The organism is Kribbella catacumbae DSM 19601, assembly GCF_000372465.1.
GTDB classification, from domain to species: domain Bacteria; phylum Actinomycetota; class Actinomycetes; order Propionibacteriales; family Kribbellaceae; genus Kribbella; species Kribbella catacumbae.
The window spans coordinates 21,741-43,140 of record NZ_AQUZ01000070.1 but is presented as its reverse complement, the minus strand read 5'-3'; the positions used below and the strand labels follow the sequence as shown (position 1 = coordinate 43,140).

General features: G+C 67.8%; 13 protein-coding genes. 5 read left to right on the top strand and 8 right to left on the bottom strand.

Annotated elements, in window-relative coordinates:
• Positions 1-656: 656 nt before the first annotated feature.
• Positions 657-3,338, top strand: coding sequence for a rifamycin-inactivating phosphotransferase (rph, locus tag A3ES_RS0140435; protein WP_020392550.1), 2,682 nt, complete (start codon positions 657-659; stop codon positions 3,336-3,338).
• A 37-nt stretch (positions 3,339-3,375) separates the two neighbouring features.
• Here the strand turns inward: rph and A3ES_RS50150 are convergent, their stop codons facing one another.
• The 6 genes from A3ES_RS50150 to A3ES_RS0140405 are packed head-to-tail and all read right to left on the bottom strand — an operon-like array spanning position 3,376 to position 12,924.
• Positions 3,376-4,092 carry a sirohydrochlorin chelatase gene (locus A3ES_RS50150; protein WP_020392549.1) on the bottom strand — a complete coding sequence of 239 codons (717 nt, stop codon included), beginning with the start codon at positions 4,090-4,092 and terminating at the stop codon, positions 3,376-3,378.
• Positions 4,089-5,213 (bottom strand): uroporphyrinogen-III synthase, encoded by a 1,125-nt coding sequence (locus tag A3ES_RS0140425; protein WP_026163655.1) that lies wholly within the window; start codon positions 5,211-5,213, stop codon positions 4,089-4,091. Before A3ES_RS0140425 ends, A3ES_RS50150 begins: the two co-directional genes overlap by 4 nt.
• The gene (gene nirD / locus A3ES_RS0140420) at positions 5,206-5,538 is read right to left on the bottom strand and encodes a nitrite reductase small subunit NirD (protein WP_020392547.1); all 333 of its coding nucleotides are present in this window, start codon (positions 5,536-5,538) and stop codon (positions 5,206-5,208) included. The genes A3ES_RS0140425 and nirD overlap by 8 nt, the downstream gene beginning before the upstream one ends.
• Positions 5,535-9,437: a nitrite reductase large subunit NirB gene (gene nirB, locus A3ES_RS0140415; RefSeq protein ID WP_083934008.1), complete on the bottom strand. Its 3,903-nt coding sequence runs from the start codon at positions 9,435-9,437 to the stop codon at positions 5,535-5,537. Before nirB ends, nirD begins: the two co-directional genes overlap by 4 nt.
• The gene (locus A3ES_RS0140410) at positions 9,434-11,545 is read right to left on the bottom strand and encodes a molybdopterin oxidoreductase family protein (RefSeq protein ID WP_020392545.1); all 2,112 of its coding nucleotides are present in this window, start codon (positions 11,543-11,545) and stop codon (positions 9,434-9,436) included. The genes nirB and A3ES_RS0140410 overlap by 4 nt, the downstream gene beginning before the upstream one ends.
• Positions 11,542-12,924, bottom strand: coding sequence for an MFS transporter (locus A3ES_RS0140405; protein ID WP_020392544.1), 1,383 nt, complete (start codon positions 12,922-12,924; stop codon positions 11,542-11,544). Before A3ES_RS0140405 ends, A3ES_RS0140410 begins: the two co-directional genes overlap by 4 nt.
• A 197-nt stretch (positions 12,925-13,121) precedes the next feature.
• On the opposite strand from A3ES_RS0140405, the gene A3ES_RS0140400 reads away from it, so the two are divergent.
• A complete protein-coding gene (locus A3ES_RS0140400; protein WP_020392543.1) occupies positions 13,122-15,293 on the top strand; it encodes an MMPL family transporter in 2,172 nt (723 codons plus the stop codon).
• A 497-nt stretch (positions 15,294-15,790) separates the two neighbouring features.
• Complete coding sequence (locus tag A3ES_RS0140395) at positions 15,791-16,234, top strand: YdeI/OmpD-associated family protein (protein ID WP_020392542.1); 444 nt, start codon at positions 15,791-15,793, stop codon at positions 16,232-16,234.
• A gap of 142 nt (positions 16,235-16,376) precedes the next feature.
• On the opposite strand, the gene A3ES_RS0140390 is transcribed toward A3ES_RS0140395, so the two are convergent.
• Positions 16,377-17,018 (bottom strand): response regulator transcription factor, encoded by a 642-nt coding sequence (locus A3ES_RS0140390; protein ID WP_026163652.1) that lies wholly within the window; start codon positions 17,016-17,018, stop codon positions 16,377-16,379.
• Positions 17,015-19,018 (bottom strand): sensor histidine kinase, encoded by a 2,004-nt coding sequence (locus A3ES_RS50145; protein ID WP_020392540.1) that lies wholly within the window; start codon positions 19,016-19,018, stop codon positions 17,015-17,017. The genes A3ES_RS0140390 and A3ES_RS50145 overlap by 4 nt, the downstream gene beginning before the upstream one ends.
• 162 nt (positions 19,019-19,180) lie before the next feature.
• Here A3ES_RS50145 and A3ES_RS54675 point away from each other — a divergent pair, with 162 nt between their 5' ends.
• Together A3ES_RS54675 and A3ES_RS0140375 are read left to right on the top strand one after the other, a co-directional pair.
• Complete coding sequence (locus tag A3ES_RS54675) at positions 19,181-19,888, top strand: hypothetical protein (protein ID WP_020392539.1); 708 nt, start codon at positions 19,181-19,183, stop codon at positions 19,886-19,888.
• Positions 19,889-19,960: 72 nt separating this feature from the next.
• On the top strand, positions 19,961-21,400 hold the full coding sequence (locus A3ES_RS0140375) for an Nramp family divalent metal transporter (protein ID WP_020392538.1): 1,440 nt from the start codon (positions 19,961-19,963) through the stop codon (positions 21,398-21,400).

Sequence of the window (21,400 nt, the reverse complement as noted above, 5' to 3'; positions counted from 1 at the left end):
GGGTGTGGGGGTTGGGGAGGGCAGCGGTGACGGCTGCGTATTTGGGGAGCGCTTTGGCGGTTTTGAGGTCGCGGCGGATTTCGCGGGCGTTGCGGTGGTGGCGCAACTCGAGGAACTCGACNGTGTCGCGGGCNCCGAGTTCCTTGGCCAGGCCGCGGTGGTCGAGGTCCGCGGTGAGCTGGAGGCGGTAGGTGAGCAGGGTGGACAGGGCAGCGTCGACACCGTCGATGGTGGACAGCAGAGCGCTGTCACCGAGCATCGACGGTGAGAGTAGCTGCGAGGTCTCCATACCCAGAACTCTAGACGGGCCCACCGACAGTTTTTGGAGCCGGAAGGCCTTATCTGTAAGGGGATCAGCGAGTGGCCGGAAATGGTCGAGTTATGCACAGGAATGGCTGGGGTGTGGACAAAGCGATGATGTTGCTTATGGCAACAACAAGGAGTCGCTGGGGGCTTGGCTGTGGAGGGGACATAGCAAAGGCAAGGAGAGTTATCTCCTTGCCTGTTTCAATTTATAGCGTACTGGGGGGCTTGCGGCAAGGGGCGGGTGGTGGCGGAGAATCGTCGGCCGTGGCTACAAAACCTGGGGAATGGGGTCGGGACTTGCGTCGGACTAGTGGTGGGCAACGGGGTACGGCTATCTCGGAGGTAACGCGGTGAGCGGGCAGTACGTGCTGGAGCTTCAAGAGGTTGACGAGATGCAGGTCGCGGTTGCTGGCGGGAAGGGGGCGCACCTGGGTGGGTTGTCGCAGATCGAAGGGGTTCGCGTACCGGCTGGGTTTTGTGTGACCACGGATGCCTTCCGGCGGTTCATGGCGGAAGCACCGTCGATTGATGACCGGCTCGATCAGTTGTCGCGGCTGAATCCGGATGACCGGGTGGCGATCCGCGGGCTCAGTGCGGAGATTCGTCAGGTGCTCGAAGGAGTCGCCATGCCTGATGAGCTGGCGGCCGCGGTGACCGGCGCGCTCGTACGGCTCGGCGAGGATGCGGCGTACGCCGTTCGGTCCAGTGCGACTGCGGAGGATTTGCCGACGGCATCCTTCGCCGGTCAGCAGGACACGTATCTGAACGTCGTGGGCGCTGCGGCGATTCTCCAGCACGTCGGTCGGTGTTGGGCGTCGCTGTTCACCGAGCGGGCCGTGACGTATCGCCTGCGGAACGGCTTCGACCATCGGAAGGTTCAGATGGCTGTGGTCGTGCAGCAGATGGTCTTTTCGCAGGCGGCCGGCATTCTGTTCACGGCCGATCCCGTCACGGGCAACCGGAAGGTCGCCGCCGTGGACGCCAGCTTCGGGCTTGGCGAGGCGTTGGTTTCCGGCCTGGTGAACCCGGACGTCTTCAAGGTGCGCGACGGCGAGATCGTCGCCAAGGCGGTTGCTGCTAAGCAGGTCGCCATTCATGCGCCGCCTGCGGGCGGTACGGAGGTACTGGCGGTCGACCCGCAGCGGCAGGAGCAACCGGCGCTGACTGATGAGCAGGTACTGCGGCTGGTGCAGCTCGGGCGGCGGATCGAGGCGCACTTCGGGCGGCCGCAGGACATCGAGTGGTGTCTGGTCGACGATGGGTTTCAGATCGTGCAGAGCCGGCCGATCACCACCCTGTTCCCGATCCCTGAGGCCGACGATGCGGAGAACCACGTCTACCTCTCCGTTGGCCACCAGCAGATGATGACCGACCCGATGAAGCCTCTGGGTATCTCCGCGTGGCAGCTGACGGCGATGGCGCCGATGCACGAGGCCGGTGGGCGGCTGTTCGTCGACGCCACCCAGCGGCTGGCCTCGCCGGCGAGCCGCGCCGGGCTCATGGACGTCGTGGGGAGATCCGATCCGCTGACCACGGACGCGCTGGAGACCCTCCTCGACCGCGGCGACTTCATCCCGAACCTCCCCGACGAAGGTCCCGGCAAAGCGCCCGGCGAGGGCTCCGACGAAGGTCCCGGCAAAGCGCCCGGCGAGAGTTCCAACGAAGGTCCCGACAAGAATCCCAGCAAGTCGCCGGTTCACCGCGCATCCGCGTCGATCGAGACCGATCCGGCCATCGTCGCCGAGTTGATCGAGCGCAGTCAGGCATCCATCGCCACCCTGCGCCGCGACATCGCGACGAAGACCGGGCCGGCGCTGTTCGACTTCCTGTTGGAGGCCTTCCAGGAGCACAAGCGGGTCATCGGCGATCGGCTGAGCATGCAGGCGATCATGGCCGGAATGGAATCCACCTGGTGGCTCAACGACCACCTGCAAGAGTGGCTGGGCGAGAAGAACGCCGCCGACACGCTCACGCTGTCCGCCCCCAACAACATCACCTCGGAGATGGGACTGGCGCTCCTCGACGTCGCCGACGCGATCCGCCCGTACCCCGAGGTGGTCGCGTTCCTGCAGGGTGTCGAGAACGACGGCTTCCTGGACGAGCTGCCGAAGCTCGCAGGCGGGACCGAAGCGCGTGACGCCATCGACCCCTACCTCGAGCGGTACGGCATGCGCTGCGTCGCCGAGATCGACATCACCAGGCCGCGCTGGAGTGAACGCCCCAGCACGCTCGTGCCGCTGATCCTCGACAACATCAAGCTCTTCGAGCCGGGTGCTGCCGAGCGGCGTTTCGAGCAGGGGCGGCAGGAAGCGGAGAAGAAGGAGCAGGTGGTGCTGTCACGCTTGCGAGCCCTACCGGACGGCGAGCAGAAAGCCGACGAGACCAAGCGGATGATCGACCGGGTCCGGACCTTCATCGGGTACCGCGAGTACCCGAAGTACAGCATCATCAGCCGCTACTTCGTCTACAAGCAAGCCCTGCTGGCAGAGGCCGATCGCCTCGTGCAGGCCAATGTGCTCGCCGAGAAGGAGGACAGCTTCTACCTCACGTTCCAGGAGTTCCACGACGTCTCGCGCACCAACCAGGTGGACGACCAGCTCATCCAGCAACGCAAGGACGCGTTTGAGTCCTACCAAGCGCTCACGCCGCCCCGGGTGCTCACCTCGGACGGCGAGGCCCTCACCGGCTCGTACCAGCGCGACGACGTACCGGCCGGTGCCCTGGTCGGCCTGCCGGTTTCCGCGGGGACCATCGAAGGCAGGGCCCGCGTCATCCTCGACATGGCGAAGGCCGATCTCGAAGCCGGCGACATCCTGGTCACGGCCCACACGGACCCCAGCTGGTCGCCCCTGTTCGTGGCGATCACGGGCCTCGTGACGGAGGTTGGCGGCCTGATGACCCACGGCGCGGTGATCGCCCGGGAGTACGGCCTGCCAGCCGTCGTCGGCGTCGTAGATGCCACCCGGCTCATCCAGGACGGACAGCGGATCCGCGTGCACGGAGCCGACGGGTACGTCGAGATCCTGACCTAGAGGCAAGTGACCCGGCCACCACACGTGGCCGGGTCAGCTAGCCGGCGGCTACTGCCAGAGCATCTGCCAGTACTTCGTCATAGCGGCGAAGGGCCAGGGACGCCACTCGCGCGTCAGCGCCCAGTGGAGCGCTAACGGGCAGGTCACCCGCAATCCGGCGTACGCGGTCGGCAAAGAAGCCCGGGGCTAGCATGTACGTGGCAACGGCAGTCCGGCCCGTACTACGAATAGCCGGCCGCGTCCGACCGAGTACGACGCCGAGCCGCTCGCCAGCGCCCGAGACGTAGCCGACCTCAACCGGCCGATCGATGCGCTCGGCAAGCAACGCCGCCGTCGCCGAACAGTCAAGCAAAGCACGCCGATCCGACGACCCAGCCGCCGCAAGCACCACCCGATCAACGGTCCTCAGATCGGTACAAGCACGCAACCGATCAACCAGTACGTCGGCCAGCGCCGGATCAGGCCCCAACGCAGGAGCAGCCTGCACCTGGTACGGCCGGCGCTCAGCCTCGCGCGCGATGTCAACGGCCGTGTGATACCCGCTGCTCAACAACAACGGCACAATCACCGCTTGATTGCTATCAGCAACCACCCGGTCAACCAGCGAAGGCAACGCAGGCACGTCGACATCCACGAACCCCAGGGACATCGGTACCGACGGCCGCGCGGCAGCCATCATCCGCACCAGTTCATGGACCTCGCGGATGCCCCGAGGATCCGCAGTCCCATGCGCCGCCGCCACCAGGTCGATCATGTAGTCGCTCCCACCGGCTCGACGGCCAACCGGTACCCGCGTCGCACCACCGTCCGCACGAGTTCCGGGCGACCAACCGCCGTACGCAATCTGTTCACCGTCACCTCCACAGCGTGAACGTCTTCTGCACCAGGCAGCACGGCCAGCAGATCGGGACGCGAGACCACATCCCCACCAGCCGCCACCAATGCGGCAAGAACCGCTCGGGGACCAGGACCGAGCGGCAGGACAACTCCATCTAACACAGCAGCGCCGCCACGGATCACCAGTTGTCCGAAGGCGGTCTCGATCGAGCGCGCTTTGTCGTCCGTCAGCCGATCGGTGACGATCCTGATCAACGCCCCGAGCCGGAACCGGTCAGGCACCAAAGGCTCCAAACCCAGCGCCACGAACGGCGCCGCCGTGATCGGCCCGACGCACCCGTTCAGCACCCGGCCGGTCCGCAACGCCGCCACCAGCGCGTCGTACTGACCGGTCAGCGCAGCCGCGTCCAGCATCGCCTGCGCGCCCGGCGCCGACGTGTGTACGACGGCATCCACGCCGCCCGAGCAGATCTGCCCGATCATCCGCTCGACCGCGGCCGGGTCAGGCGCCGGACCCCAGCGATAGACCTCGAGCCCTCGCACCGACGCGCCAACAGACCGCAACTCGTCCTGCAAAGCAGGATCAGACAACCCATGCAACTGTACGACGATCTTGCGCCCCGAAACTCCCTGGTCGCGCAGCCACTCGACCACCTCGGCCGTCGTCTCCGAGCGCGCCGACCAGTGCTCCACCAACCCGGCGGCCCGGATCGCACCCCGCGCCTTCGGACCGCGTGCGAGCAGGCGCGACTGCTCCAGCGTGCTCAGCAGGTCGGCCGCCAGCCCGACCGTGTCCGCTGCCTCGATCCAGCCGCGGAACCCGACCGCGGTGGTGACGACCACGTCGTCCGGCGGGTTCGCGATCACCCGCCGGGTCGCTTCGAGGAGCGGCTGGTCGTCGGCGGCCGGCACGATCTGCAACGTCGGTGCGTGCAGCACCTTCGCACCCCGGCGTTCGAACGACGCGATCAGGTCGTCCGCTCGCCGGTGCGCGGTGACGGCGATCGTGCAGCCGCTCAACGGACCGGGTTTAGTCACCGACGATCACCTGTCCATCGGTGACCCGGACCGGGTAGACCGTGAGCACCAGGCCCGGGTCGTCCAGGCAGATCCCGGTGCGCAGGTCGTAAACCTGTTTGAACATCGGTGACGCCACGGTCTGCACGTCACCACGGCTGCCGACGATACCGCGCGACATCACGTTCGCACCGCTGACCGGATCCTGGTTGCCAAGGGCAAAGACCGTGCCGTCGAAGGTACGGAACAAGGCGATCTGCCGATCCCCGATCAGTGCCGCGACACCACGTTCGGGCAGCAACTGGTCGTACCCGCACACCACCACAGCTGTCATCGAGAGGGTCACCGCCGTACCTCCAATCGGGGACCGGCGAGCAGAACCGGTTCCAGTTGTCCACGTTCTGCCGAGGTGGCAGGCCGCGGCTGATTGCGCTCGACCACGTAGCGCAGGTCGGCGTCGGGCTGGTCGGGTGCGTTCACGAACGACACGAACCGGGCCAGCTTGTCCGGGTCCTGCAGAGTGGCCTGCCACTCGTCGACGTAAGAGTCGACGTGCGAGGCCATCGCCGCGTCCAGGTCGGCCGCGATCCCGAGGCTGTCGTTCAGCACGACGTCGCGGACGTGATCCAGGCCGCCCTCGATCTCGTTGACCCAGACGGCGGTGCGCTGCAACCGGTCACCCGTGCGGACGTAGTACATCAGGAACCGGTCGATTGCCTGCAGCAACTGTTCGTCGGACAGGTCGGAAGCGAGCAGCTGTGCGTGCCGCGGCGTCATGCCGCCGTTGCCGCCGACGTACAGGTTCCAACCCTTCTCGGTGGCGATCACGCCGACGTCCTTGCCCCGCGCCTCGGCACACTCGCGCGCACAGCCCGAGACACCGAGCTTGATCTTGTGCGGCGACCGCAGCCCGCGATAACGCAACTCCAGGGCGATCGCCATCCCGACCGAGTCCTGCACGCCGTACCGGCACCAGGTCGAGCCGACACACGACTTCACCGTGCGCAACGCCTTGCCATAGGCGTGTCCGGACTCGAACCCGGCTTCCACCAGCCGCTTCCAGATGGCCGGCAGCTGCTCGATCCGCGCACCGAACAGGTCGACTCGCTGACCGCCGGTGATCTTGGTGTAGAGGCCGAAGTCGCGCGCGACCTCGCCGATCGCGATCAGGCCTTCCGGCGTCACCTCGCCGCCGGGGATCCGCGGGACGACGGAGTACGTGCCGTCCTTCTGGATGTTGGCCATCACGTGGTCGTTGGTGTCCTGCAGTGTCGCGCGCTCCCCGTCGAGCACGTGCCCGGCCGGGTCGAGGCTGGACAGAACCGACGCGACCACGGGCTTGCAGATGTCGCAGCCGCGCCCGGTCCCGTGCCGCTCGACGATCTCGCTGAAGGTGCGCAACTCGGTGATCCGGACGACGTCAAAGAGCTCGGCGCGCGACAACGCGAAGTGCTCACAGAGCGCCTTGCTCACCTCGACACCGGCCGCGGCGAGCTCGGTGTTCAGGATGTTCTTCACGATCGGCAGGCACGAACCGCAGCTCGTACCGGCTTTCGTCTTGCTGCACAGCGACTTCAGATCGCCACAGCCCTCATCCCGGACCGCACAACGGATGGTGCCAGCAGCAACGTTGTTGCAGGAGCAGACCGGCGCATCGTCGGGCAGATCGAGCTGAGCGGGCGCGGATCCCTCGGGCAGCAGATACGACGCGGGATCCGCGCCGAGCTGCCGTCCGATCATCGGCCGCAGACCCGAGTACGCCGATGCGTCGCCGACCAGGATGCCGCCGAGCAGCGTGCGAGCGTCATCGGACAGGACCAGCTTCTTGTAGACGCCGGCCACCGGGTCGGCGTACACGATGTCGAGCGCGCCTTCGGTGCTGCCGAACGCATCGCCGAAGCTCGCCACGTCGACACCGAGCAGCTTGAGCTTGGTCGAGGTGTCGGCACCGGGGAAGGTCGCTTCGCCACCGAGCAGCCGGTCGGCGACGATCTCGGCCATCGCGTAGCCCGGCGCGATCAATCCCCAGACCCGCTGTTCGATACAGGCGACCTCGCCGATCGCCCAGACACCCGGTACCGAGGTCCGGCAGCCCTCATCGACGACAACACCGCCACGCTCGCCGATCTCCAGACCAGCAGCGCGCCCCAACTCGTCCCGAGGCCGTACGCCGGTCGCGAACACCACCACGTCGGCGGGCAAATCCTTGCCATCAGCAACCGCCATCGCGCGAGCAGCACCCTGGGAGGTGGTCTTGACCCGGGTGGTCTGGGTGGAGGTCAGCACCTCGATGTCGAGGTTGCGGATCAACCGGGCCAGCGCACTGCCGCCGCCCTCGTCCACCTGGAGCGCCATCAACCGCGGGGCGAACTCGACCACCTTCGTGGAGGCTCCGAGGGCTCGGAGCGCACCAGCTGCCTCGAGTCCAAGAAGACCGCCACCGACCACGACCCCGTTGACTTCCTTGCCCTCGGACCGCAGGCGTTCGACGTACACCCGCAGCGCGGCGACGTCGTCGATGGTCCGGTAGACGAAGCAACCGACCGCGTCGCTGTTCTTGATCGGCGGGACGAACGCGTACGAGCCGGTGGCGAGCACCAGTTCGTCGTACCCGATCACCTCGTCGCGGCTGGTCGTGACCATCTTGGCGGTCGGGTCGAGCGAGGCGGCCGTCACGCCTTTGCGCAGGGTGACCGCGGGGTCGTCCCACAGCTCGGGGTCGCCGAGGGACAGGTCGTGCGGGTCGCGACCGGAGAAGTAGCTGGTCAGCGCGACCCGGTCGTACGGCATCCGCGGCTCTTCGGCGAGGACGGTGATCCGCCACGCGACCTCCGCGTCGCGGGACCGCAGCGCCTCCACCAGCCGGTGCGCGACCATGCCGCCACCGACGATCACCAAGTGCCGGGCCTTCTTCAGCTCTGTCATGGTCGCCCTTCTGGTCGGGACAGGTTCGCTCTCACCGCGCTGGAGCCGGTCGAGCAGGTTGCCGACGGCACCGATACAGCTGCCGCAACCCGTCGTTGCCCTGGTTGTCGCCGCGATGCCGGCCACACTGTCGGCACCGCCTTGCCATGCCGCTTCGATCGCGGCTCTCGTCACTCCGTTGCACCGGCACACGGTCAACGTCTTGGTCTTGCTCTTCGGCGGTTCCGTCAATAGAGACTCACCGACCACCTGGGTACGCCGGTCCGCCAGCAGCACCAGGTCGGCCGCCACCTCGGGCGCACCGACTGCCACCGCGCCGACGACGATCCCTTCGCGCAGGACAGCTCGCACGTACCGCTTGCCGTCCTCCAACCGGACGACTTCCCCATCCACGTCTCGGCTGCCGATCACCAGTACGTCCAGCCCGCCGGCAGTCAGCCGGACAACTTCAGGCGTCCGCTCGTACTGCGTACCGTCGCTGAGGTGCTCGGCCAGCGCAGCCGCCTGCTCCCAAGCCGACGTGACCGTGCCACTGACCTGACCATCAATCTCCGCGCAGTCACCAATCGCGTGGACTCGCGGATCGTCCGGGCTGGTCAGAGTCCGGTCGACGACGATCCCGGCCTTCACCCGCAGACCAGCCGCTGCCGCCAACCCGGTTCTGGCTTTGACGCCGCAGGCAACAACCAGGAGTTCGCCAAAGACGGCGCGTCCACCGGCCAACTGCAAGGCCTTGAAGACGCCGTCACGCGTCGTGGTGCCAGTGACCCCGGCGTTAAGGAGAACCTCAATGCCAAGCTCGCGGACCGAACGCGTGATCGACCGACCCACAGTGGGCCGAACCGTCTTGTCCAGCAGGGTTTCGCCGTCGTGGACGAGCGTGACGGCGACGCCTCGTTCGCGAAGTGCACAAGCTGTTTCGACGCCCAGCACACCGCCACCGAGAACGACCGCCCGGCGAACCCGGCCAGCTGCCTCGACGATCGCATCCGCATCCGTTGCCGTGTGCAAGGTTTGGTGACCCTCGACAACAGCGGGGATCACCGGCTCCGCGCCCGTCGCGAAGACGAGCTGGTCATAGGGCCAACGCCTGCCGAGGCTGTCGACGACGACACGGGCCGATCGGTCCACCTCGACAGCAGAGGCGACCTCGAGCGGCTCGTCGATCGGCTTGGCGGCACGTCCTGCGACGTACTCAGTCAAGCGGCTGCGGTTGTAGTGGTTCTCGTCGCCGAGCAGCACGACGTCGAAGCCGGACAGTTCAGCTGCCAGCCGGGTGCCGGCCATGCCGGCACCGATGATCACCACACGCTCGGTCATGCCGACCACCCCGCCAGCGGTAGAGCTTCCGCGGTCAGTTCGACCGCACACACCTTGAACTCCGGCATCCGCGAGATCGGGTCGAGCGCGTCGTTGGTCAGCTCGTTCACCGCGCCCGCACCGCCGAAGTGGAACGGCACGAACACCGTGTCCGGCCGTACGTCGCTCGTCACCCGCGCCGCCAGCACCATCGAGCCGCGGGCCGTCCGCAACCGCACCGGCCGCCCGTCCGCGATCCCGAGCTGCGCCGCCACCCGCGGGTGGATCTCCGCGAACACCTCTGGCTCAGCCTCGGCCAACTCCGCAACCCGCCTGGTCTGCGCGCCACTCTGGTAGTGCTGCAGCAGTCGCCCGGTGACGAGGTACAGCGGCGCCTCGCCCCGCAGGTCGTCGGCGACCGGGCGGTGGTCGACGGCGATCACGCGAGCGCGGCCGTCCGGAGTACCGAAGCGGTCCGCGAACAACCGTGGGGTCCCCGCGTGGTCGTCCGAAGGGCACGGCCAGAACAGCGCCTCGCCGGCGTCCAGCCGTTCCCAGCTGATCCCCGAGTAGTCGGCGATTCCGCCCGCACTCGCGACCCGCAGTTCGTCGTAGATCGCCGCCGGATCGGTGGAGAAGGCAACGGCCGGACGCAGCCGCTCGGCCAGTCCGCCGAAGACCGCCAAATCGCTTCGCACCTCACCAGGAGGTGCGATCGCCGCGCGGCGACGCAGTACGCGGCCCTCGAGGGAGGTCATCGTGCCTTCCTCCTCGGCCCATTGGGTGACGGGGAAGACGACATCCGCGAGCATCGCGGTCTCGGACGGTACGACGTCCGCCACGACCAGCAGGTCGAGTGAATCGAGCCGTTCCCGCACCGAGGCCAGCCGGGGAGCCGAGACCAGCAGGTTGCTTCCATGCACGAACAGAGCGCGCGGGCCGTCCGCAGTACCGAGTGAATTGATCAGCTCGACCGCACTCCGCCCCGGACCAGGCAGATCGTCCGGCGAAACGCCCCAAACTCCAGCGACGTACGCGCGGGCCGCCGGATCAGAGATGCTCCTGTACCCCGGCAGCTGGTCGGCCTTCTGCCCGTGCTCCCGGCCGCCCTGTCCATTGCCCTGGCCAGTGATGCAGCCGTAGCCGCTGCCGACTCGTCCAGGCAGGCCAAGCGCCAACGCCAGGTTGATACAGGCAGTGACGGTGTCAGTGCCCTTGCTCTGCTGCTCTGCCCCGCGCCCGGTCAGGATGAACGCACCCGACCCACCGTGCACCGGCGCGGCAGCAGCCAACACCCGAGCCGCCTGCCGGATAGTCCCAGCCGGTACGCCGGTAACGCGCTCCGCCCGCTCCGGCCACCAAGCAGCCGTCGACCGGAACAACCCGTCCGGGTCATCCGTCCGCTCGGCCAGGTAGCTGGTGTCCGCCAGGTTCTCCTGCAGTACTACGTGCGTGAGCGCGAGCACCAACGCAAGGTCGGTCCCCGGCGTCGCCTGGAGGTGAATCCCAGCCAGCTCGGCGGTCGCACTGCGCCGCGGATCGACCACCAGCAGGCCGCCAGCCTCGCGAGCAGCGGCCAGATGCGCGACAGCGGGCGGCATCGTCTCGGCAATGTTGCTGCCGACCAGCAAGATCGCTCCGGCGCCGCCCAGATCCGCCAGCGGGAAGGGCAATCCGCGGTCGATACCGAAGGAACGGTTCGTCGCGGCCGCCGCGGACGACATGCAGAAGCGGCCGTTGTAGTCCACGTTCGCGGTGCGCAACACGACCCGGGCGAACTTGCCCAGGGCATAGGCCTTCTCGTTCGTCAGCCCGCCGCCACCGAACACCGCTACCGAGTCGTCGCCGTGGGCGAGCTGCAACGAGCGGACGCGGTCGGCGACGAAGTCGAGCGCCTCGTCCCAGCTCGCCTCGACCAGCTCGCCGTCGGCGTTCCGCAGCAACGGCGTCGTCAGGCGATCAGGCACGGTCAGTACTTCGGCCGCGGTCCAGCCCTTGCGGCACAGTCCGCCACGGTTCGTGGGGAAGTCCCGCGGACGCACCTCGACCCCACCCGGCCTCTCGACCGGGTGGAGAGTCGTGGCGCACTGCAGGGCGCAGTACGGGCAATGAGTGGCGACTGCGGTCACACGCGCTCCTGGCTGAGCGGGCCACCCCGACGCAGGTAGCAGACGTACGTGACCACGAGACAGACGACGTAGAAGCCGCAGAAGACATAGAGCGCCGGGACCAGCGATCCGAAGCTCTCATTGGACATCGCGAACCCGCGCGGTACCAGGAACCCGCCGTACGCACCGACCGCCGACGCGATCCCGATGCAGGCAGCCGCCTCGCGCCGGGCCCGGATCAGCTCCGGCTTGCCGTCCAGATCCCGCGTCGTCTGCCGGAACACCGCCGGGATCATCCGGTACGTCGAACCGTTGCCGGCGCCGCTGGCCACGAACAGCACCAGGAAGCTGAGCAGGAACCAGGTGAAGCTGCCCGCGTTGAGGGCGGCGATCGCCGACAGGATCCCGGCACCCATCACCACGAAGGCGCAGACCGTCACCCAGGCGCCACCGATCAGGTCGGCCAGCTTGCCGCCGAACGGCCGCGACACCGAGCCGACCAGCGCGCCGAGGAAGGCGATGTGCGCCACGGTGATCTCGGGGAAGGTGGTCTTGATCAACAGCGGGAAGGCCGCGCCGAAGCCGATGAACGAGCCGAAGGTGCCGATGTAGAGGAACGAGATGACCCAGGTGTGCGGACGCTTCGCCGCCGCGATCGAGGCCTTGAACGAGGAGGTGGCCGCGGACAGGTTGTCCATCAGCTTCCAGGCCAGTACGGCGGCCAGCAGGATCAGCGGAATCCACATCAGCCCGGCGCGGTTGAGCGTCAGGCCGGCACCGGCGACGATCACGATCGGTACGAGCAGCTGAACGACGGCGACGCCGAGGTTGCCGCCGGCCGCGTTCAGGCCGAGCGCGAAGCCCTTGTCCCGCTCGGGGTAGAAGAAGGAGATGTTCGTCATGCTGCTGGCGAAGTTGCCGCCACCGGCGCCCGCGGTGGCCGCGACCAGCGCCATCAGCCAGAACGGGGTGTCCGGCCGGCTGACGAAGAAGGCCAGGCCCGAGGCCGGAATCAGCAGCAGCAACGCGGACACGATGGTCCAGTTCCGCCCGCCGAACTTCGGTACGGCGAACGTGTAGGGCAGCCGCAGAGTGGCGCCGACCAGGCTCGGCAGCGCGATCAGCCAGAACATCTGGTTGGTCGTGTACGCGAACCCGGCCGCCGGCAGGGAGACGACGACGATGCTCCACAGCTGCCAGACCGAGAAGCCCAGGAACTCGGCGAAAATCGACGGCCACAGGTTGCGCCGGGCCACCTTGCGGCCCTTCTCCGCCCAGAAGGTGGTGTCCTCCGGATCCCAGACATCGATCCAGCGACCGCGCCTGGGCGCCTCGACAGTACCCACTGCCCCGACCTGGTCGCGGGGAGCGACGACCTCCGGTCCAGCCTCGAGCGTCATCCTGGTTCTCCGATCATTCGACCTCACTGATTAGGCCAGGACGCTATGACCGGGGTGTTTCCGAGCGGTCATCTCGTTGTTACGCCGTCGAAACGGCTCCCGCACACCCGCCGCGAGGTGGTGAGAGATGTACCGCTCAGCACTGACCGGGGTTTCGGTACTGTTCGATCCGGGACGGACCTGACGAGGGGGATCTGGTGGACCAGGAACTGCTGCACCAGGAAAAGGCCGGACTACGGCAGACCCGGCGCTGGACCTGGCGGGCGGGAGTGGCCGCCGTACTGATCGCCTGGCTGGTGCTGGGCTCGCTCGGCGGGCCGACGGTGGGCCGGCTGAGCGAGGTCCAGGAGAACGACAACGCGAACTTCCTGCCCAAACAGGCCGAGTCCACCCTGGTCGCCAAGGAGTCGGCCAAGTTCGTCGACTCCACCGCCCTGCCGTACTTCGTCCTGATCGAGCGCGACAGCGGCATCACGCCTGCCGACCTGGCCCAGGCGAAGGACTTCCTGGCCAAGGTGCCATCGATCGGCCTCGACAACGGCCAGACCGTCGGCGACTACCTCGCCGCGCCGGCCAAGACGATGATCCCATCGGAGGACAAGAAGGCGCTGCTGCTCACCGTCGAGCTGGACGGTGAGCGAGCCGACGAGGTGGTCAAGGAAGGCGAGACCGTACTGTTCGCGGTCGCCGACCAGATGCGGGGCGAGATCAAGCAGTCGCTGACGCCGACCGGGCTGAAGGTCTACGTGACCGGTCCGGGCGGGGTGTTCGCCGACTTCGTCGTCGCCTTCGGCGGGATCGACGGGATCCTGCTCGGCGTCGCGCTGGCGGTCGTCTTCGTCATCCTGCTGATCGTGTACCGGAGCCCGGTGCTGCCGATCGCAGTACTGCTGAGTGCTGTCTTCGGGCTCGCGCTGGCCGCGCTGGTGGTCTATCCGCTCGCCAAGAACGACGTGATCGAGCTGAATGGGCAGAGCCAGGGCATCCTCTTCATCCTGGTGGTCGGCGCCGCGACGGACTACTCGTTGCTGCTCGTCTCCCGCTACAAGGAAGAACTGCACGACTACGAGAACAAGTACCAGGCCATGCGGGTCGCCTGGCGAGCCGCGATCGAGCCGATCGCAGCCAGCGCCGCGACCGTCATCCTCGGCCTCCTCTGCCTGCTACTCTCCCAGCTCGGCAGCACGAAGGGTCTCGGCCCGGTCGGTGCCATCGGCATCGCCGGCGCCCTGGTCTCCTCGATGACCTTCCTGCCCGCAGTACTGCTCGCCTTCGGTCGCCGGATCTTCTGGCCGGCCATCCCCCGGCTCGACCACATGCACGCGAAGGACCAGGTCGGCGGCCGGAAGCTGTGGGGCCGGGTCTCCGGCCTGGTCGGCCGCAGGCCGCGCAAGGTCTGGGCGATCAGCGCGCTGGCCTTGCTTGCCTGTGGCGCCTTCCTGCCCACCTTCAACGCCTCCGGCATCTCGCAGGAAGACCTGTTCCTGAACGAGGTCGAATCCGTAACCGGCCAGGAAGAACTGGCCAAGCACTTCGACGCCGGCGCCGGTACGCCGGTGCAGATCCTCACGCCGGTCGACCTGGCCGGCCAGGTCACGCAGACGGCGATGAAGGTCGACGGCGTCGGCATCGCGTCCGCATCGCAGGATCCGGGGATCTTGCCGAAGGTTGTCGACGGCAAGGTTCTCGTCCAGGCGACGCTCGAGGTCGCGGCCGATTCGCCCGAGGCGACCAAGGTGGTCAAGCATCTGCGGTCCGAGCTGGACACGGTCAGCCCGGACATCCTGGTCGGCGGCAACACCGCGATCAACCTCGACGTGCTGAACGCGAGCAACCGCGATCTGCGGGTGATCATCCCCGCGATCCTCGCCGTCATCTTCGTCGTCCTGATGCTGCTGCTCCGCTCGGTCACCGCGGCCGTGTTGCTGGTGCTGTGCAACGTGCTCTCGTTCGCCGCCACCGTCGGGGTCAGCGCGCTGGCGTTCAACCATCTCTTCGACTTCCCCGGCGCCGACCCGTCGATCCCGCTCTACGCGTTCGTCTTCCTGGTTGCCCTAGGCATCGACTATTCGATCTTCCTGATGACCAGGGTGCGCGAGGAGTCGATCGCGCAGGGCACCCGCAGGGGCGTCCTGGTCGGCCTCGCGGTCACCGGTGGCGTGATCACCTCGGCCGGGGTGGTCCTGGCCGCGACCTTCTCCGCCCTGGCCGTGCTGCCGATCCTCTTCCTGGTCCAGATCGCCTTCATGGTCGCCTTCGGCGTCCTCCTCGACACCACGGTCGTCCGCTCCCTGCTCGTTCCCGCGCTCGCTCACGATCTCGGCCCCCGCGTCTGGTGGCCCAGCAAACTGGCCAAGCTGGAGCAATAGCCCGAAGTACGACGCCGTACCCGCACACCCTCCGCCTGCCCGCCTCGTCCGCCGCACCGGCATGCGGCAGCCCGCCCCCAATCCCACTTTGTGCACCCGCTGAGCGTTCTACTGACGAGTAGGCGGCTTCCCCTGCACAAAGATGGGATTGGCCCGGACAGCTCGGCTGGCCCGGACAGCTCGGCTGGCCCGGCCAGCTCGGCTGGCCCGGCCTGCTCGGCTTGGCCGAGTACGCCGGTGCGCAACGCCCGGCTCGCCTTCTCCGTCGGCTTGGTGGTCAAGCCCACTGCGGGGTGGGGTCCGGACGCCCGTGCATACCCCTCTCCGGTCAGCAAACGCTTCCCCCGGCATGTCGGGGCATCGGTGCCGGGTTGTGCATGCGTGGCGGTCCGCGCCCACGCCTTCCGTGGCCAGTCCGGCGTCTCCGGGTGCCCTCGGCTGATCGGCGAGCCGGCTCTTGCCTCCTCATCGGTCCGGTGCGGCCATATCCTGCCGGGATGGAGCGCTTCGAAGGGGTTATCCAGGACGCCAACGGCGGTGGGGCGTACGTCGAGGTGCCGGGCGAGGTGGTTGCGGCATTGGGTGGGGGTGGGCGGATCCCGGTGCAGGCGACGTTCGACGGGGTTGCGTATCGCGGGTCGATCGCGTCGATGGGTGGGTGCATGGCGCTTGGCATCCTCAAACAGATCCGTGGTGAGCTCGGCAAGGGGCCCGGGGATCCGGTCGCGGTCACGGTCGAGCGAGATGCGGCTGAGCGGACGGTCGACGTACCGGCTGATCTGGCGGAGGCGTTGGAAGCCGCTGGGGTGAGGGAGGCGTTCGACGCGCTGAGCTTCAGCCATCGGCGGGAGCACGTGCAGGCGATCGAAGAAGCCAAGAAAGCGGAGACCCGGGCCCGGCGGATCGCCAAGGCTGTCGAGATGGTCGCTGACAAGAGCTGAGCGAGGGCTCGTCAGCAGGCGGCGGGCGGCTGGGCGGTAGGCGGCTGGCCGGTAGGCGGTTGAGCGGTAGGCGGCTGGCCCGTGGGCGGTTGAGCGGTAGGCGGCTGGTCCGTGGGCGGTTGAGCGGTAGGCGGGTGGGTGGCTAGGGTTCGCCGAGGCCGGCGGTGCGGGCTTGGATGATGGCTTCGGCTCGGCCGGCTACCTGGAGTTTGGCGAAGATGCTGGTGATGTGGTTGCCGACCGTCGCGTTGGCCAGGCCGAGGCGTGCCGCGATCGTCGCGTTGCCGAGGCCGGTGGCGATCAGGTCCAGCACCTCGCGTTCGCGCGGCGTCAACTCCGGGAACGCAGGCCGGTCAGGTCTCGGTCCGGACAGATAGGCGAGCGCCCGGCGCGCGATCCCCGGCCCGAAGATGGCCTCCCCCGCGGCCACCGCCGCGATCGCCCGGATCACGTTGTCCGGCGCGGCGCCCTTGAGGACGTACCCACGGGCCCCGGCGCGCATCGCGGCGAACACCGACTCGTCGTCGTCGAACATCGTCAGCATCAAGACGGCGACCTCGGGCGCGACCTTCGCGATCTCCCGGGTCGCCTCGATCCCGGTCAGGTCCGGCATCTGGATGTCCATCACCAGGACGTCGGGGCGCAGCGTGACCGCCGATCGGACCGCCTCGGACCCGGTGGCCGCAGTACCGACGAGTTCATACCCGGCGTGCGCCGACAGCAACGCGCCGAGCCCTTCGCGGACGATGCCATGGTCGTCCGCCACCACGATTCTCAACGTCATCGACGAGCCCCCTGTGCCAACGGCAGTACGACGTCGACCGAGCAACCGGTTCGGTCGTACCGGATCTCACACAGCCCACCCAGTTCAGCAGCGCGCTCACTCATCGAGTTGAGCCCGACTCCCGCTCTCCACTCTGGACCCGCATTCACGCCATTGTCGAGGATCCCCAGCCGCAGTACGTCCGTATCGACCGTCAGCCGGACGGCGGCCGTCGTCGCAGTCGAATGCCGGATGACGTTGGTGAGCGCCTCGGTGGCGATCCGGTAAGCGGCCACCTCCACCGCCGCAGGCAGCTCGTCCAGCGATGACGGGCCATCCACGGTGACGGTCAGCGCAACCCCATCACCGCGGCGGGACGTCATCGCGGCGTACTCACGCAGCGCGCCCAGCAGGCCGAGGCCGTCCAGCGCGGGCGGCCGAAGGTCATAGACCAGCCGGCGAATCTCCTCGACCGCCCCGATCGCCTGATCGCGCAACTCCGCGAGCAGCGCAGAGGTCCGCTCCGGCTCGGTCTCGATCAACCGCCGGGCCGCGTCGGCGTTCAGCACCACCGCGGTCAGGACCGGCCCAAGCCCGTCGTGCAGATCCCGCCGGATCCGGCGCCGCTCTTCCTCGCGGCCGCTGATGATCCGTTCCCTGGACTCGCTCAGCTCATCCGCCAACCCTTTTGCCTGTACTGCGACCGCCAACGGTGCCGCGAGCAACGAGAGCACCTGCTCATCGGCCGGGTTCACCCGGGACTCGCCGGAGCGCAGCCCGACGACGAGCTCGCCGAGCCGGTCGTCCCCCGAGCGCAGCTCGATCGCGTGCCGCGCCCCGGGCAGTTCGCCGTACGCCGACAGCTGGTTGCCGTTGACAACGATCGCCGCAGCGGGGAACCGCATCACCCGGCACAACGCTGCCAGTACGCCGGTCAGCCCAGCCGCCGAGCCGATCTGCGCGCCGACCTCGGCGATCGCACGGACCGGGTCCTGCCGGGCACCGTAGAAGGCGCGGTGGATCAACCGTTGCAGCCAAACCCGGACGGGGTTGAACGCGAGCGCGATCACCAGCGTGGCGAGCACCGACGAGTTGAGCGACACCTCCCGGCGTACGGTCCGGTCGAGGAGTGCGATCAGCGCGAGGTAGGCAACGATCACACCGCCCGTGAGCAGCAGGTAGAGCACGGATCGCGAGACCACCAGGCGAATGTCGAGCAGTTGATGGCGCAGTACCGCGATCGCGATCGCCAGCGGGATCAGCAGCAGCGGCAGGACACCGAGCACGAGCGACTCGGTCTCGACGAGAGTCTCCAGTCCGAAGCAGACGACGACGATCAGCAGGGCGAGCAACAGCCAGAGCACTTGCCGGCGGACCTGTTCCGTTCCTCGCCGATAACGCAGGACCAGCGCCACAAGGGCCGCCAGGAAGCTGCCCAGCAGGCCTACGGCACTGATTGCCCCGAGCACCTGAATCTGCTCGAACCCGGTCCAGTGCGGGTAGCCCGGTATCCCGATCTCAGCCGTCAAGCCGCCCCACGGGTCGAGCACCCCAGTGGCCGTCCAGATCACCGTGTTGACGACAAGGCCGCCGACCACCCATCGCCAATGACGCGAAAGCAGCCGGCCATCCGGGAACAGCACCAGCGCCAAAGGGATGAACAGGGCCAGCGCCGGACTCCAGCCGCCGTTCGTCACCGTCGCGAAGACTCGCCACGGCACGGACGGTTCGCCCAACCAGGCCAGCAGGCTCAGGCCGGTGGCCGTCGAGCCGTAGAAACACCCGCCCAGCAGCAACGACCAGCCGACCAGGTTCCGCGGCCGGTAGTACGCGATCGGCCAGCCGGACAAGGCCAGACACAGCCCGATCGCCGCGTTGGAGACCACGAACAGGTCGATCAGCCGGGTCCAGCTCAGCTCCGAGGCAATCGCGGCCACGACCGTGACGACGGCCTCGAGCAGCGCGACCACGAGCAGCACCGACGCCGTCGTACGGCGCTCGCTCGGTTCGAGGTCGCTCATCTGCTCATCATCAGGCCGGTTGCCCCCGGACGAGTAGGGGCTTGCCCCCAGATCGACCAGGAACCTTTCTTGGCTGTCCTGCGGGCCGGACACCTGCAACTCGGGGGCGAGCGCGGCGGACGCTGAAGCAGTCCCAATCAGTTCAGTGCTGAGGAGTACGTCATGTCCAAGTCGCAACTCACCGCAGACACCACCGAGCGGAAGGCACCGCGCGACGTGCGCGGATTCTGGCGAGTGCTGCTCGCCGTGGTGGCGCCGCTGCCGATGCTCTTCATGGGCATCTACTACCTGGTCAGCCCGGTCAACGGCGATGCGCCGTTCCAGGAGACGCTGGCGGCCGTTGCCGCTGACCCGGGAAGATTCGAGCTCATGCAGTGGCTTCAGGTGCCGTTCTTCCTGCTCATCCCGGCGATGTTCGCCGCGGCGTGGGTGACCCGGCGTACTGCGCCGCGGCTGGCCACGGTGGGCGGATTGCTCGGGGTCGGCGGAATGAGCGCCGGCTTCTTCCTGCTGCCCGGTGTGGTCGGACTGCCGTATCTGACCGTCCACGACGGGCTCGACGCAGTCGCGATGGAGAAGCTCGCGTCCGCCTTCGAGGAGCAGCCGACCCTGCTGATCGGCGGCCTGTGCTTCATCCTGGCCGTCACCTTCGGGCTGTTGCTGCTCGGGATCGCCCTGTGGCGAAGCCGGGTCGCCCCTGCCTGGATGGGCATCGCGCTCGCCCTCGGTGGCTTCACGCATCCGTTCATGCCCGGCCACCTGGCCGCCGGCATCGGCCTGCTCGTCGCCGCCATCGGCTTCGCCGGCGTCTCGGTCGCGCTGCTGCGCACGTCGAACGACACATTCGACCTGCCACCTGTCCAGCGTTAGCAGTGTCGGGTCGCCTCCGAGGCAGGAGTTGGTTATGGTCCCGACTGGGGGTCGAGGAAGGTGAGGAGCCCGATGGCAGACACCAAAACCATTGACCACGACAGGTTCAACCTGCCGACCAAGAACCTGCCCGCGCCGCAGGTTCGCGATCTACCCGAGCCGCCGACACAGACCTGGAAGATCGTCGGCCCCGGCATGGTCGGGGCCGGCGTCGGGCTCGCGTCCGGCGAGTTCATTCTCTGGCCCTACATCTCCTCCCAAGTGGGGCTGGTGTTCTTGTGGGGAGCCGTCGTCGGGGTCGCGATCCAGTGGTTCCTGAACATGGAGATCGAGCGGTACACGCTGGCCACTGGTGAGACAGCGTTGACCGGCTTCAACCGCTACGGCAAGCACTGGGGCCTGTTCTTCGCGCTGATGACGTACTTCGCGAACCTCTGGCCGGGCTGGGCGACCAGCTCCGCCTCGATGCTCACCTACCTGTTCGGAGCGGGCGACCCGCGCTGGATCGCGATCGGCATCCTGCTCGCGATCGGCGCCATCCTGACGCTGGCCCCGGTCGTCTACGTGATGCTCGAGCGGCTCATCTTCGTGAAAATCGCGGCGGTCGCGCTGCTCGTCGTCCTGGCCCTGATCTTCGCGATCCGCGGCAAGAGCTACAGCGCGCTCGGCGACGCGGTCACGCACCCCGAGTTCCCGGTCGAGACCCTCGGCTTCGCGCTGATGATGGGCGCGATCGCGTACGCCGGAGCCGGCGGCGGGCAGAACCTGTGCCAGAGCAACTGGATCCGGGACAAGGGTTTCGGTAACGGCATCCACGTTCCCCGGCTGGTCTCACCGGTCACCGGCGAGAAGGAAGCCGACCCGACCGCCAACGGCTACACCTTCCCGACCGACGAGAAGAACTTCGCCCGCTGGCGGCGCTGGTGGAAGTTCGCCAACATCGAGCAGGCGCTGACCTTCGTCCTGATCACCGTGGCGACGATCCTGTTCACCTCGCTGCTGGCGCACGCCACCTTGTTCGGCGACGACACGGTGAAGAACAACATCGGCTTCCTCAAGATCGAGGGGGTCAACCTGCAGTCCCTGGTGGGCGGCTGGTTCGGCTACCTGTTCTGGGCGATCGGCGCGTTCTCGCTGTTCGCGGCGGCGGCCGGCATCGTCGACTACACCTCCCGGCTGACCTCGGACATGATCAAGGCCCGCTACCTGCGGACCTCCACGATCACCGAGTCCAAGCTCTACTTCTGGCTGGTCTGGGGACTGGTTGCCTTCGGCATCATCGTGCTGCTGGCCGGCCTGACCCAGCCGCTGGTCCTGCTGGTCATCTCGGCCTGCACGGCCGGCACCATGATGTTCGTCTACTCCGGCCTGCTGTGGTGGATGAACTCCCGGGCGCTCCCCCGCGCGATCCGGATCAGCCGCCTGCGCACCGCCGTCATGCTGTTCGCCTTCCTGGCGTTCGGCGCCCTGGCGGTCTTCACCATCATCGACCAGGTCAAGAAGAACTTCTGA

Bases quoted from the DNA above. Each gene is read 5' to 3' on its own strand.
- A3ES_RS0140395 (WP_020392542.1), top strand. From the start codon at position 15,791: ATGGAGCGCTTCGAAGGGGTTATCCAGGACGCCAACGGCGGTGGGGCG.
- nirB (WP_083934008.1), bottom strand. From the start codon at position 9,437: ATGACCGAGCGTGTGGTGATCATCGGTGCCGGCATGGCCGGCACCCGG.
- A3ES_RS0140405 (WP_020392544.1), bottom strand. From the start codon at position 12,924: ATGACGCTCGAGGCTGGACCGGAGGTCGTCGCTCCCCGCGACCAGGTC.
- A3ES_RS0140390 (WP_026163652.1), bottom strand. From the start codon at position 17,018: ATGACGTTGAGAATCGTGGTGGCGGACGACCATGGCATCGTCCGCGAA.
- A3ES_RS50150 (WP_020392549.1), bottom strand. From the start codon at position 4,092: ATGATCGACCTGGTGGCGGCGGCGCATGGGACTGCGGATCCTCGGGGC.
- A3ES_RS0140375 (WP_020392538.1), top strand. From the start codon at position 19,961: ATGGCAGACACCAAAACCATTGACCACGACAGGTTCAACCTGCCGACC.
- A3ES_RS50145 (WP_020392540.1), bottom strand. From the start codon at position 19,018: ATGAGCGACCTCGAACCGAGCGAGCGCCGTACGACGGCGTCGGTGCTG.
- A3ES_RS54675 (WP_020392539.1), top strand. From the start codon at position 19,181: ATGTCCAAGTCGCAACTCACCGCAGACACCACCGAGCGGAAGGCACCG.